Source organism: Dendrosporobacter sp. 1207_IL3150, from assembly GCF_036763085.1.
In the GTDB taxonomy this organism is placed as follows: Bacteria; Bacillota; Negativicutes; order DSM-1736; family Dendrosporobacteraceae; genus JBAIYU01.
The window spans coordinates 517,563-532,198 of sequence record NZ_JBAIYU010000010.1; the positions used below are offsets into that span (position 1 = coordinate 517,563).

At 41.0% G+C, this 14,636-nt stretch carries 15 protein-coding genes; all 15 read right to left on the reverse strand.

The annotated features are described in order from the left end of the window. Positions 1-156: 156 nt before the first annotated feature. Entirely contained in the window at positions 157-1,770 is a 1,614-nt protein-coding gene (locus V6C17_RS05925) for a bifunctional diguanylate cyclase/phosphohydrolase (RefSeq protein ID WP_333521627.1), read from the reverse strand. 32 nt (positions 1,771-1,802) lie between these two features. After that, positions 1,803-3,638: a SpoIIE family protein phosphatase gene (locus tag V6C17_RS05930; protein WP_333521628.1), complete on the reverse strand. Its 1,836-nt coding sequence runs from the start codon at positions 3,636-3,638 to the stop codon at positions 1,803-1,805. Positions 3,639-3,663: 25 nt separating this feature from the next. Next, the gene (locus V6C17_RS05935; RefSeq protein WP_333521629.1) at positions 3,664-4,041 is read right to left on the reverse strand and encodes a DUF1987 domain-containing protein; all 378 of its coding nucleotides are present in this window, start codon (positions 4,039-4,041) and stop codon (positions 3,664-3,666) included. Between the two features lie 13 nt (positions 4,042-4,054). Then, positions 4,055-4,603, reverse strand: a complete 549-nt coding sequence (locus tag V6C17_RS05940; protein ID WP_333521630.1) for a SiaB family protein kinase — start codon at positions 4,601-4,603, stop codon at positions 4,055-4,057. A 111-nt stretch (positions 4,604-4,714) separates the two neighbouring features. After that, a complete protein-coding gene (locus V6C17_RS05945) occupies positions 4,715-5,344 on the reverse strand; it encodes an HD-GYP domain-containing protein (RefSeq protein WP_333521631.1) in 630 nt (209 codons plus the stop codon). Then, positions 5,320-6,423: a GGDEF domain-containing protein gene (locus V6C17_RS05950; protein WP_333521632.1), complete on the reverse strand. Its 1,104-nt coding sequence runs from the start codon at positions 6,421-6,423 to the stop codon at positions 5,320-5,322. The genes V6C17_RS05945 and V6C17_RS05950 overlap by 25 nt, the downstream gene beginning before the upstream one ends. 33 nt (positions 6,424-6,456) lie before the next feature. After that, positions 6,457-6,615, reverse strand: a complete 159-nt coding sequence (locus V6C17_RS05955; protein ID WP_333521633.1) for a hypothetical protein — start codon at positions 6,613-6,615, stop codon at positions 6,457-6,459. Positions 6,616-6,632: 17 nt separating this feature from the next. Further along, complete coding sequence (gene feoB / locus V6C17_RS05960; protein WP_333521634.1) at positions 6,633-8,987, reverse strand: ferrous iron transport protein B; 2,355 nt, start codon at positions 8,985-8,987, stop codon at positions 6,633-6,635. 41 nt (positions 8,988-9,028) lie between these two features. After that, positions 9,029-9,259 carry a FeoA family protein gene (locus tag V6C17_RS05965; protein ID WP_333521635.1) on the reverse strand — a complete coding sequence of 77 codons (231 nt, stop codon included), beginning with the start codon at positions 9,257-9,259 and terminating at the stop codon, positions 9,029-9,031. 386 nt (positions 9,260-9,645) lie between these two features. Continuing rightward, entirely contained in the window at positions 9,646-10,119 is a 474-nt protein-coding gene (locus V6C17_RS05970; protein WP_333521636.1) for a deoxycytidylate deaminase, read from the reverse strand. A gap of 121 nt (positions 10,120-10,240) precedes the next feature. Continuing rightward, on the reverse strand, positions 10,241-10,981 hold the full coding sequence (locus V6C17_RS05975; RefSeq protein ID WP_333521637.1) for an ABC transporter permease: 741 nt from the start codon (positions 10,979-10,981) through the stop codon (positions 10,241-10,243). Continuing rightward, complete coding sequence (locus tag V6C17_RS05980; protein WP_333521966.1) at positions 10,981-11,820, reverse strand: ABC transporter ATP-binding protein; 840 nt, start codon at positions 11,818-11,820, stop codon at positions 10,981-10,983. Before V6C17_RS05980 ends, V6C17_RS05975 begins: the two co-directional genes overlap by 1 nt. 19 nt (positions 11,821-11,839) lie before the next feature. Next, positions 11,840-12,631, reverse strand: a complete 792-nt coding sequence (locus V6C17_RS05985) for an ABC transporter ATP-binding protein (RefSeq protein WP_333521638.1) — start codon at positions 12,629-12,631, stop codon at positions 11,840-11,842. Next, positions 12,631-13,662, reverse strand: a complete 1,032-nt coding sequence (locus V6C17_RS05990; protein ID WP_442891443.1) for a FecCD family ABC transporter permease — start codon at positions 13,660-13,662, stop codon at positions 12,631-12,633. The genes V6C17_RS05985 and V6C17_RS05990 overlap by 1 nt, the downstream gene beginning before the upstream one ends. Continuing rightward, positions 13,652-14,623, reverse strand: a complete 972-nt coding sequence (locus tag V6C17_RS05995; protein WP_333521639.1) for an ABC transporter substrate-binding protein — start codon at positions 14,621-14,623, stop codon at positions 13,652-13,654. The genes V6C17_RS05990 and V6C17_RS05995 overlap by 11 nt, the downstream gene beginning before the upstream one ends. Positions 14,624-14,636 lie beyond the last annotated feature (13 nt).

A 14,636-nucleotide genomic window follows, 5' to 3' on the forward strand; every position in this document is an offset into this window, starting at 1 on the left:
ATGCAAACAACATTACAAGTGAAAGATTACGGTTAACCGCAAAGAACACAAAGAACACAAAGGTCGCAAAGGGTTACAAAAACAAAAAAGCGCGATGATTATCGCGCTAAAATTCTACTTAGATCCTCTCTGCACTGTTTTTAGAAAGGTGTATCTCTACCATTTATCTATGTTTTCGACGAATATTTTTACTAAATGCGGATCAAACTGGCCGTCTGATTCGATAATCTCCTTTAGTGCTTCACTTTTAGTTAATGCCTTTTTATAAGGTCTGTCATGAGTAAGAATATCGAAAACATCAACTATTGCAGTTATTCGTGTAATCAACGGGATCTCAGTTTCTTTTAGTCCGTATGGATAACCAGTTCCATCCCAGCGCTCGTGCATTGCTAGTATTGCCTCAGCTACAACTTGTTCGCCGATTGATTGAGCCATACGATAACCAATTTCACTATGCGCCTCTATGATATCCCATTCAGCAGACGTTAATGGTCCAGGCTTACCTAAAACTTCTTTAGGTATAGCCACTTTCCCTATGTCATGCAGCATTGTTAATAACTCCAAGTTTTTGCTCTCAGGTGAACCTTCACCAAACCCAAGAAGCTCAGCGAACATAGCTGCTTTAAGTTTTAATCTCTTAGTATGACCATGGTTTTCAAAACAGCGATCTTCCAAAGCCTGTTCCATTTTCATAATGATATTTTTTCTAATAGTTTTACTTTCAATAATCTTGTTGCTGTACATCCTGGTTTCGGCTATACTGAACAATTCAAATATACCTGCCGATATGCTGTCGGTAGACGCACTCCCAAGAGCGATACTCATTTCAATTGGATCTGGTGGTACTTGTTTGCAGGCTTCTTTTATTCTAGCACAAACTTTCTCACAGGAGTCCGCGTCAGTATTAGGCAGTATGATGAAGAACTCATCACCGCCCCAACGCGCAATAATGTCATTTTTACGGCAGCACTTAATCAGCAGCTGAGCTGCTTGAATAAGCAATCTATCGCCTTTATCGTGCCCGAATACATCATTGGTTATTTTAAGACCGTTCATATCAGCTAAAATAACACTGATCGGTCTATTACTGGTGCATTCTATTTGGTCTAAATGCTGCTCTACATATGCCCTATTATAAAGACCAGTAAGCTTGTCATGATAACTCAAGTATTTTATGGTCTGTTCTGCACGCTGCTTTTCTGTAACATCGGTCGAAATCAGCATTAATACCGTCTGATCAGTTTCACTTGTATCCTGCTCGATAATTTTGCATTCTAAGTTTATATATTTATCATCAAGCTTAAGAACCCTCGGAAGCTGACGTAGATGACTTAGCTTCTGGTCCGGATCATAACAGTCAAATACTGATCGCAAAATTTGTTCGATATTATGTCGTTGTTGTTCGTTATCGGCAAGTATATCCGCAACATTTAAACTACTAATTTTTTTCTCGAAAATCTTTAAGCATTCAGCACTATATTCTTTATTGATAATTAAATCACTGCCAAAAGTTAAGAAACCTTGATTGGCATTGTTTAGTAGATTCTTCACCTCATATTCGCGCTGTTTTAGGCTTTTCCCCTGACTATCGCTAATCTTAAAGATTTTTCGAGTCAGCTTAAGCAGCTTATCGTATTCTTTTATAAGCTTGTTGTAGCTCGACAACAACTCGTTATCCTTGTACTTTGCATCTGCTACCTCAGCACGTGCGGATTCTAGAGTTTTTATTTCGCTTTCAAACAGCTCGCGTTCGAAATCTTTACTTATCATTTTATCTCTCCCGCAGCCCATAGAATTGGACTTCAGATTTTGAATCCAACAACCGTTATATCATCCCGCTGTGCTTCATCAGCCATATACTGCGTCAATGCCGTTTCAAACTCCGCTTTTTGCTTAGTAAGCGGCATATCCTTAATCTTAGCCATAACATCTCGTAATCTCTTTTTGCCGAGAGAGTAATCTTTTTCGCCGCCATTCTGATCTATATAGCCATCGGTCGTAAAGTATAGGGTTGTGTCGGGTGTAACTGTAATAGAATTGCTAGTAAACTCCCATTTTCCATCCGATCTTTGATAGCCGATGCTCCGACGGTCTCCTCTAAGTTCGTTTACTTCATTCTTAGTACTAATAAATAGTGATATTTTAGCACCAGAAAAAACTACACTACTGCCTTTAATATGGCAGATACCAATATCAAGGCCATCATCCGCACCATGTGAGTTGTCGCCCTGATACAGCGTTTGCTTTAGGCGAATATTTAGTTCTTTCAATATAAGCGCAGGATCATCATTACAGACTTCATCGTAAATTTGATTGAGTATTGATATCGACGTCATGGTCATAAGTGCTCCGGGAACTCCATGCCCAGTACAATCACCTACGGCAATAATAACTTCATCATTACGGCGACGCAACCAATAGAAATCGCCACCTACAATGTCGCGCGGCTTCCAGATAACAAAAGATTCTTTAAAGGCAGCTGTTAACTCTTGCGGTGCTGGCAACACTGACTCCTGAATCCGTTTTGCATAATTAATACTATCAATTATCTTAGTATTTTGTTCTGCAAGTTCACGCGTCCTGTCGGAAACCTTAGTCTCAAGTTCATTTGTTAATAATAGGGCGCGCTTATACGGATTAGCAATTTTATAAGATATTAAATAAAAAATTATGATTGCTAAAATTAACGCCACAGCTCCAGCAAATAGGGTGTTAGTCTTTATTGACTGCAGCACAGAAATACTTTCGCTGCGTGGTAGTTGAAAGACCAGTTTTAAATCAGTTGATCGCATCGACTTACAAGCGAGATCAAAAGTAAGCCCGCTTTCATCTTTATACTCAGTTACGTTAACCGGAGTACGCGAATTTTCAAGACTAAGAAGCATATTGTCCTTTACGGCTTCAGGGATAAAATCGGTAATATTCTTGCCATTATGATTAACATCTGCCGCCAGAAGAATTTTCCCGCTTCGGTCGATAAGCCATAAGTTGCTTTTCTCAATCCTTTTATATGATTGAAATTCATTAGCAACATCGTTTAAATCCAAACCTACCCCAGCAACTCCTACAGGGTTTGCAATTTCTCCCATAAGAACATCAACAAACACAAAGGTTTTTTTACGCTCATCGCTGTAGTCAAGGTTCACAAATACTTGCTTTTTGGATTCTAAGGCTTCAAAAAACCAGGCGTTTAAGGGATTATCTTCAGTCATGACGCCCATAGCCTTGCCGCTCTCACCCCAGTATTGATGTGTGACTGCACTTACGACGAAGGTATTGCTATAATCATATAGTTTAGCAATCTCTTGAAGTTTACTTCGAATGGGTTCACCTAAGGTATCGTCCTTTTCCCCACCCTTAACCCATGAAAGTATAAACGGATCTCTAGCCATTATTAATGAAGTTTCTTTGGCGCGCTCAATCCGGCTGTCAATCTTATCAGCAATTGAGTCAACTATATATACAAGATCACGGGACTTTAATTTTGCAACAATTGCATCCTGAGCAATAAAGTAGCTTATTCCGCCCATGAAAAATATTGTTAGGACAAACATTACGCAGGCAATGGCTATTACCTTAAACGTACTCTTATCATAGAGAACAGAATTTTTTTCATTGTCATTTTCAGGCCTAGGCATAAATTATCTCCTTTGCCTATCTTTCTTATTTTATTGGAATTATTTCAAATGGCAGAGAAACATCTTCTTGGAATTCTTCTGCACACTCTAGTTCGCTTTCGTTTTCCTCGTCGTAATACCAGTCGATTCTAATACGCTTGCCGTCACTATATGCCTCATCTAACTTGTCAAGAAGCATCATAATGCACTTTGAACTGCTAGTATTTATGTATGGCAGATTTAGTTTTACCAGTACTTCGGCATCAGTTTGGGCAAAGTATTCATCGATCCAGGCAAATATTGGCTCGTAGAACTTATAAGCATTCTCTGGATAACTTTGACCATTTAATTCTAGAATATTTCTCTCAGGATCTAAATTAACTTCTGGTGTTCCCTTGGTTTGCTCAATATATAATTTATTCATAGTACCTCCTGAATTAAACGACAACTTTTAGAGTGAAATAAGAATAAGAATCGTCGAGCTTAATAACGCTGTATTCTAGAGGCTGAGTAGCTTTGCGAGCCATATCAATCAAGCCTATTCCTGCACCTACAGCATCTGGTGCTACTTCTTGCCGGATCTTTTCTTTGTAAAGCTTTTTAAGGGCATCTTTATCTAGACCGCTGATACCAGCTATTCTTTCGGCTAGAAGGGCTACATCACCATTTTCAATAACATTACCGGAACAAATAAAATAGTATTCATCATTTTTGCCGATTGTAACTATGCCGGAGTTTGCGATAATTTCAGAGGATGGATAATTTTGTTTACTAACACAATAATTTTTTATATTCTGAGTCTGTTCAATAAAAATAGCAAAAACATTATGAATAGCATTTTTAGGCTTTTGGTCATTTTCCATGTAAATTCTTACTGCATTGCCAAGTTCTTCAATAATACCTTGAGAAAACCGCCCAGAAAAACTGATTAATACGCCATGCTCTCTCATTCCGCGTTGTAAATCTAACAGTTTATTCTTTAGCATTGTCTTACCTCCGATAATTGTCATATTTGATAATAATTCGGCGAATTACATAAATATCCTTTTACACTAGCTGTAAAACATATGTAAAAACCTCGGCATAAGCCGAGGCAGTTAGCCAAACATATATTCAAATTTATTATAATTCATTCTGTCTAAATACTTCTCTTTTTGCATTGCATCAATAAAGCAATCAACCACTTCTGGATCAAATTGACTGCCTCTGCAGCGCTTAATTTCATCAAGAGCTTCTTCTTGGGTAAAGCAAGGACGATAAATTCTTGGAGCGGTCATAGCATCGTATGAATCAGCAACAGCTACGATTCTTGCCCCAAATGGAATATCAAAACCTTTCAGCCCATCAGGATAACCCTTGCCATCATATCTTTCGTGATGATAACGAACAATATCAGAAATTACTTCAAAGGTCTTAACCTTATTTACGATATTAAATCCTATCACTGGATGCTGTTTAATGACGGCGAATTGTTCATCTGTGAGCCGACCAGGTTTATTTAGCACCTCATCAGGAATACCAATTTTTCCGATATCATGCAAATGAGCCCCTATATGGATAAGCTGCTTTTTTTCTTCAGTAAGCCCCAAGTTCTGTGCAATTAAAAGTGACAAATCAGCTACACGCTCAGAATGACCGCAAGTATATGAGCTTTTCGCATCTAAGGCTGCGGCTAATGCGTCTACTAACTGGTGTAAATCATCTAACAATAACGGGTGCGATAACAAAGCTCATTCCCTCCTCTTTCCTTGCAGCAATTTAATTTACAAATAGCCGCTGACTGCATGTCGTAGATGCTAATGGCATCACGTCCGCTATCTTTAGATTGATAAAGAGCCTGATCAGCAAAGTTGTAGAACGAATCCAGCGTAGGAAAAGGCGGACGAGCTAGACTGCACATTCCAATTGAAACTGTAAGCTTAATTAAATCTTGATTAGCGGAATAAAATAACGTAGCTGCAACTGAAGCTTGAATTTTTCCAGCTACACTTTTTGCGCCATTAGCGTCAGTGCCAGGCAAGAGTACGGCAAATTCTTCGCCACCAATGCGGGCTACCAAGTCTGTATTGCGAACAGTCTTGCGTATTATTGATGCCAGTTCCACAAGGACTTTATCGCCAGCTTGATGACCATAATGGTCATTTATTTTTTTGAAATGATCAATATCTAATATGAGCAATGAAAGTGGCTGGCTGTTGTGCGTTAGCCCACAAAACTCACGTTCCAACTCGTGAAAAAACCATCGTCTATTAGCAATTTGAGTAAGCGGATCTGTCATAGCCATAACTTGCATCCTTTGGCAAGCTTTTTCGAGCTCATCTGTCCTCTGCTGCAACGACATCTGGGTTTCGGTCAATTCATAATTTGCCTGCTCCAAAACTGCTTTTTGCTGTGATATCTCGTGACGCGAATGATTCAGCTCTGAAATGGTTTGCTGCAGCACTCTTTCCCTCATATATATCTGACGAGCCATCCAATTCATATCACGCATTAAAGAAACCATTTCATTTTCGCTGTCTTTATGATTTTGTTCATTAGGTACAGTCAGCTCAATTAGATATTCCCCATTTTTAACTTTAGTACAAAATAGTTTTATATTAGCCAACTGAGAGCCAATAAGCCAACGGGCTGTCAGCCACGGCGAAAGCAAACCTAGTAAAAGGGCGGCAGCTAGTGCTGCCGCCAAAACTTGATTAAAATATTTATCAGAGTGCATAAAGGTATCCATTGTCATTCCCAAAATCACAGTCAACGGAGCTAAAGCAATCCCTAAGTAAACTATCCTCAACTTTGTTTCTAATTTCATAAAGGCTTCCTCCCTGTGAACTAAAAACAATGTCTACTCTTTACGCTCCGGGAAGCACTCTTTCTTATCTTTCTGGCAGCATTCTCCAGAGGAGCAATTACAACCTTTATTGCCCCAAGCCTGTCGCCAAACTATCCAAGCTACATATCCTAAAGCCGTTAGTCCGACTGCGGCTAAAACAAACTTTTCCATGCTAGCCTCCTAATATTTTAGTACCCCAAAAAGGTACCGATTTGGTATATTGCAAACGCTACTACCCAAGCAAGTGTTGTGGTATACACTGTGCTAAACGCAGCCCATTTCCAGGAGTTAGTTTCACGTTTAATTACGGCAATTGCTGCTAGGCAAGGAGAATAGATAAGCACGAAGGCCATTAACGCATAAGCAACAAGCGGAGTAAAATGAGGATCTGCTAGTAAAGCTGATTTTAAATCACTGGAAGTTTCGTCAGCATCACCAATACTATAGATAGTACCAATGGTACTTACCAGCACTTCTTTGGCTGTAAAGCCGGCAAATAAACCAACGCCTATTTTCCAGTCAAAGCCTAGTGGTCTAATAGCTGGCTCAATGAAATGTCCGAACTGTCCAGCATAGCTGCCAGCAAGTTTCTCACTAGCTTGGTCTTGCTCAAGTGCTCCAATTTCATCCTCTTTTGCTGTTTCGAATCCAATATATTGTTGAGCAAAAGTATACAATTCTGGATTAGACGCTTCTATCTCTTGTAATTTAACTTCTTTTTCAGTATCTAAAGCAGCCAACATAGCTGTATCTTCGCCAGCTTCTTCAGAAGCAGTATTATATTCTTCTTCCACAGCCTGAATACTAGCAACCATAGAGGCTAAGATTTCATTGTCCTCAAGTTTTTCAAGGCTAAGCGGAGCCAAAATACTATTTTTAACATTCTCATCAAAAGTAGTTTCAACTTGTGCAGTCAACTGACCGAAGTCTTTGCTGTATTCAACTTCTGCCGGATAGTTAGTTAAAAACCATACTAGAATTGATACCGCAAGAATTATAGTACCTGCCTTACGCAGATATAACATACTGCGTTCCCACATATGCATCATAATACCGCGTGCCGTTGGCATGTGGTAAGGAGGCAGCTCCATAACAAAAGGCTCAGCCGCACCAGGGAAAAGTGTTTTGCGGAAAACAAAAGCCATTAGAATTGCTAAAGCTATACCGAGAACATAGATTGAAAATAGCACCGAACCAGCAGACTCAGCTGAGAAGAAAGCAGCAATAAGCAGTGTATATACAGGCAAACGAGCACTGCAGCTCATTAGCGGCGAAACAAGTATTGTTACCATTCGATCGTTTCGATTTTCTAACGTTCTTGCGCCCATTATTGCTGGAACGCTGCAGCCAAAACCAATCAAAAGCGGGATAAACGACTTGCCGTGCAGACCTACTGTTCTCATAATGCGGTCCATAACAAAAGCTGCTCTAGCCATATAACCAGAATCTTCAAGTATCGAAATACCTAAGAATAATAGCAAAATATTTGGTAAGAAGACAATTACACCGCCAACACCGCCGATAATACCATCTACAACTAGAGACCGCAGGTCGCCTTCAGCCATATGCTGACCGACCCACTCACCTAAGAGGGTTACGCCCTCTTCAAGCCACCCCTGTGGGTACGCGCCGACAGTAAACACCATATTGAACAATAGCCACATTAAACCAAAAAATATTGGTAGACCTAGCAAACGATTAGTAAGTATAGAATCAATCTTATCTGATGTGCTTTCACTGCCAAGTCCGGCATTTACAGCTTCACCATATACGTCAGCAACAAATCCATAACGAATGCTTGCAATCGCCAATTCAGGTTCTTCACCAAGCACTCCAGCTAGATTTCGACGCAGTCCTTCTACATGTGCCACTAAACTTTGGCACTCAGTGTTATCACTAAATGCATTAAGCACTTCTTTATCATTTTCTAAAAGTTTTACTGCAAGCCAACGTTTAGGATACTTCAGACTCTGCACTGACGATAGCGCGCTGACAAGCTCAGAAATAGCTGTTTCAATTTGCTCACCATAGTTAATATTGAATGTTTTCTTATCCTGAGCCTCACCCTGAGCTACTGCTGTTTGGAGTAAATCCTCCATGCCTTGTTTTTTGCTGCCTACTGTTCTAACTACTGGGCAGCCAAGTTTTTCACCTAGTAACTTGTCATTAATTTGAATGCCAGCTTTTTCAGCCATATCAGCCATATTGAGTGCCAATACTACTGGACGTTCTAATTCTAATAACTGAACCGCCAAGTATAAGTTGCGCTCTAAGTTAGCGGCATCAAGAATATTTACGATAATATCAGGCTTCTCATCAACAATAAAGTTTCTCGCTACCACTTCATCAAGTGAATACGCCGTCAAACTATATGTTCCCGGTAAATCCACCACCATCAAATTTTTACCTTGATAACGGCAAGATCCTTCGCGGCGTTCAACCGTAACCCCAGCATAGTTACCAACATGCTGCCTCGATCCAGTAATATTATTAAAGATTGTAGTTTTGCCTGAGTTTGGATTGCCCGCTAAAGCAACCGTCAAACTTGCTCCTCCCACATCAATCACCCTCTCATCTATTTATCTTAAGCCGGTTCGACTTCTATTAAATCAGCTTCTGATTTTCTTAGTGACATATTGAAACCTTTTAGCTTTACTTCAATTGGATCACCTAGTGGCGCATACTTCTTGACTTCGATACGCGTTCCCGCAATGACACCCATATCAACAATTCGTCTTGTAACAGCACCACCGCCGTTAACCTTCTTTACAATGCCAAATTCACCAGGCAGTAGTTGACTCAACGTTTTAGACACTATGTATCGCCTCCGCGTAATTGATAATTGTTTTCATTGATTGTATTATAAATGAGAATGCTTGTCAGTGTCAATATAAATATTGACATTTTTTACATCATTTTTTTAAAGAATCAGGGTTAATCACCCCTTGTAGTGACTGATAATTCTCATAATTCAACATAATGTATCGAAAACACTAGGCAATGACTGGCAATTGAGAATAAGCATAATTATTCTCAATATCAAAGTTAACAATAAACATTCTTTATCAAGATTTTTACAATGTTAAAACCGCCCTATCCGTCAGTCAAGTCTTACGCAATCAGCCAGATACCTCTCACAGTTCGTCTTGGAACAAGCAAATAAAAAACCGCGATAAAAAATCGCGGCAACATCTTTTCATATTATCTTTGGCAGGCTCCTCCAGCTAAAAGCTGGCTCGGATTACATGATATTAGTTTTCCATCCTTATCATAATATACTACTCGCTCAACCATTGCATTCCTTATCATCCTGCGGCATAAAAGGCACGGTTCACCAGAGGCTGCCGTTCCATCATCATTAAAGCCTGCAACATAGATTGTCGCACCCTTCATTTCAATCGGGTCGGCATTTATCATTGCGTTCTGCTCAGCGTGAACGGCGACGCAAAGTTCGTATCTTTCGCCCTTAGGTACGTGCAGTTCTTCGCGGCGGCAAGTTCCTTTATCACAACAGTTACTTTCACCTCGCGGGGCGCCATTATAGCCTGTGCTCAAAATAATATTATCTTTTGTAATGACAGCGCCATAACGACGCCTCAAGCAAGTTGATCTTTTTGATACTATCTCAGCAATCTCGAGAAAATATTCATCCCATGCTGGCCTTTTATCACTCAAAACAACATTCCCCTTTCCATGCTAGCGCTGCCAGAATGCCATCTCTTTGTATTTTGGTAGTGATTTAGTATATGTTATTTCGCTAAAATTGCTACAAAGAAATCACCTGTAAAATAATGCATTATTCGCGTATTTTTTTGACTTGCCAAATACCAATACTAAGGAAAACAAGCAAATAGCCAATCATGACGAATAGCGAAGTAATTGCTACACCGCTGTCCGCAGCGCTGCTCCTAAGTGCTTGACTAGCATGAGTTAACGGCAGCAGCTCGATAACAAAGCGAGCTGCGTCAGGCAGTTGTTTGGGAGTGAAAAAAGTAGCACACAGAAAGGACATCGGCAATAGTACATATGTATTAAAATTCCCCATATCCTCATGCGTATCAAGGCTCATAGCCGCAACTAGCGCTAAGGCAGCAAATATTCCGCAGTTTAAGATAAGGATGAGAATAAACCAGGCATTAACACTAAAATTAGCGCCAAAAATATAAGCCATTATAATAAGTACCGCTGAGGAAATAAGGCCTCGTAAAATCCCGGACAATACTTTGCCAATAACAAAGGAAGCCGCCCCGATAGGAGCAATCAAATATTCCTCTAAGGTTTTATGATAAATACGACTCATATTAAGAGGTGTGCCTACCGCATTAAAGCTGATCGTCATAGAGTTCAAAGCAACAATACCCGGTACAATAAAGTCTAGATAACTGCCCTGGCCTACCTGAATACTTTTCCCGAGACCCCAGCCGAATGCAACCAGATATAGCATTGGGGAAATCATTCTTGATAGAATGTAGCGGCTCAGTCGTCGTTTAAGTACTATCCAATCACGCCAAAATACCGTCCATATATCTACAACCACTAGCCTACCACCTTTCGTCCTGTCAACTCGACAAACACATCCTCTAAGTTTGAAAGACGAATAGTCGCGGTCGAGGTGAGTGTTGCTGCAAACTGGGCGGCCTCATTGCGATTAGCAAAAAACCGCGATTCGGTATTCTCACCATCAGACCATTCTACCACATATTCACCAAGTCCTTGGCAAAGTGCGGCAGGCGAATCTAAAGCAATCAGTTTACCCTTCTCCAAAATTGCTACTCGCTTGCAAAGATGCTGAGCTTCTTCAATATAATGAGTTGTTAATAATACAGTCAAACCTTCTTCGTTCATTCTGCGGATCAAATCCCAAAGCCGCCTTCTAACTTGTGGATCAAGACCAACTGTTGGTTCATCTAGGAATAACACCTGAGGACGATGAAGCAAAGCCCGGGCGATCATCAATCGACGCTTCATGCCACCGGAAAAAGTGTTTACTCGGTCGTTTTCTCTATCTGACAACTCTACATATTTTAAAAGCTCCGTAATTCTCCTGTTACGCTCGTCTTTAGGTATATGATGCAGCCGCCCGTGCAAATCTAAATTTTCCCGCGCAGTTAAATCACTGTCTAAATTAAAAAACTGCGGCACTACGCCGATAATAGCCTTAATCTTCTGCTCATCGACTGGAAGATTAAGTCCGGCAATTTTTATCTGCCCGGCTGTAGCCTTTGTAAGCATTGTAAGAATCCGGATAGTAGTTGTCTTTCCGGCACCATTCGGTCCGAGCAGGCCAAAAGTCTCACCTTTATTTATTTGTAAGTTAAGATGGTCTATAACCGTACGGTCATCAAATCTTTTTACTAAGCCATCAATAACAATCATTCTACTTCCCTCAGCCTTTTCATGTTTCATAATTTGCCAAGCCCTTTACCAAGAAGGTTGGACGACCATTCTCGGCTGGCAGAAATTCCGCTTCTACTCGAAAAACTTCTCGAAGCAGTTCTTTTGTAATTACCTGTGGCGGGCAGCCGGCTGCAAAAATCTCCCCTTCACGGACAACGGCTATATAATCAGCATATTGAGCCGCTTGGTTTATGTCATGCAGAACCATAACTACTGTAATGCCATTTTCACCATTTAATTTAGCAACAAGCTGCATAACTTCCAGCTGATGACATATATCCAAATAGGTTGTTGGCTCGTCCAGCATCAGCACTTGTGGCTGCTGAGCCAGTGACATGGCGATCCAAGCCCGCTGACGCTCACCTCCAGACAAGGTGCTTACCAGCCTGTCTGACATATCAAATACACCGGTCTGATGCAGCGCCCAATCTACAACTGCTTTATCCTCGTTTGACAAGCTTTTCCACCAACTCCGGTGGGGAAACCGACCGTGTTCAACCAGATCCCTTACTGTTAAGTCAGGCGGTGATTGCGGAGTTTGAGGAAGTACAGCAAGCCGGCTTGCTAATTCCTTCGCTGGTATCGAACTTAGATTATTACCGTCAAAATAACTTTCACCAGACTGCGGCTTTAAAACCCTAGACAATACTTTTAAAAGTGTGCTTTTACCCGAACCGTTAGGCCCGATAATAGCCGTTACTTTTCCAGCCGGAACGGCTATGCTTAAGTCTTTGATGATATGTTTATCGCCGATTGCTACATTTAATTTTTTGGCTTCTAAAATTGCCATCACAATTCCCTCCTTAGCAAAAAGAGGAAAAATGGAGCGCCGAAGAAGGCCATGATTATTCCTACTGGAAGTTCTACAGGCGCAAGCATGGTACGAGCTAGTGTATCACTGAAAGTTACTACACTAATCCCTAATAGCGCTGACGCCGGAAGTAAATAACGGTAATCTGAACCTATTAAGAGCCGCGCCGCATGGGGTACAACTAAACCGACAAACCCCAAAAGACCTGCTACACTAACTGCGCTTGCCGCCAACAAGGCAGCAACAGCGGTCATTAACAGACGGGTAACCTCAACATTGAGTCCCAGTCCGCGGGCCATATCATCACCAAGCTGCAGAACATTAAGCCTGGTTGATCCAAGGACTGCTAATAGACCGCCTAATACAGCATAGGGAAGAATAACATCTACATGAGGCCAGCTGCGGGCGGATAAACCTCCAACCATCCACATTAGTGCCCCATGCACGCGGTCGCTGTAAAAAATCATTAAAGCTGAAATTCCTGATCCTAAAAAGGCTGATACAGCTACACCAGCTAATATAATCCGGATAGGCCTGATCCCGCCTTTCCAGGCCAAAATATAGATAGCCACAGCTGCTGCCATAGCTCCTACGAAAGCTATAGGGGTTATTAGATATTCCATCTTTGGAAAAAGAATCATAACTGCAACCCCGGCTAAACCAGCTCCGGATGATATACCGATAATATGGGGATCGGCTAAGGGGTTACGCATAACGGCCTGCAGAATTGCTCCCGAAAGTGCCAAATTCATTCCAACCAAGGCCCCTACCAGAGTCCGCGGCAGACGAATATTCCATATGACCTGACTTTTAGCGTCACTTGGCTCAGCTAGTATGATACTTAATATTTGTTCTGGAGCAATATAAATTGCCCCTTTAACTAAACTGATAATTATCCCGCTTATTGCAAGTATCGCAAATAAAACTAAGATACTTAACCGCCAAACTATTCTTGAAACAGGAAAGTTAAAAAATTTAAATACTGAGTGCTCTGTCCTATTATCGGCCATTGGCAAATACCTCAGGGTAAGCAAGCTTGGCCATGTATTCTACAGCATCAGGATACTTTAAGCCCGGGTTAAGCAAGAAAAATTCCTGTGGGAGAAAATACACCTGCTGATTTTTAACTGCATCTAATGCTGACCAAGCTGGATTGCTTTCTACATCAGCCTTCATCCGCTTCTCAACCTCAGCACTTTGCCCCATAGTTACGATAAAAATTTTATCAGGATTGCTTTCCACCAATTTTTCCAGGCTGTAAGGGGTAGCATCCTGGTCACTCTCGAGCGCCTTGCTTCCAGCAGCAACGTTTTTAAGTTTAAGCATTTTTGCAACACTGCCGGCAATACTGTTTTCTAATTCTACCGTCACACTTTTGGCAGTCGCATGTAATATTACGACACTTTTTTCTTTCGCAGGTACCTTTGCCAGAATGGTGTTTATCTTAGCGTCAATCTCTTGCGAAGCTAGATTTCCTTTGCTTTCAGTACCAGCGATAACGCCAAAAAGTTTAACTTTATCGTTAATATCTTGATAGGTTTTCATCCGAACTAATATCACCGGTACTTTATTGCTTTCTAGAACAGGCAGCAGCTTATCGTGTATTCCCTGAAAAGCAATTACTAAGTCAGGCTGCAATGCAACTACCTTTTCAATGTTAATATTATACACATAACCTACTTCGGCTGCGTCTAGGGCAGCTGCCGGAAGCTCGCTAGTTTTAGAGCTAGGACGGCCAACGGCCTTTCCGTCGACAGCATATAAAAGTTCAAGAAAGGACGTTGATAAAACAACTATCCTTTCAGGTTTTTTTTCTAGTGATACTGTACGCCCGGCATCATCGGTTACTGTGAGAAATGACTTTTGGTCATTCTTTGCTGCCGGAGCTTCTGTCCGCCCACAGCCGGTCAGAATTACAACTATGAGTGTCAGACATACTGCAAGCAGCTGTTTTATCTTTTTAACTTGCATCCCACCGCCACCT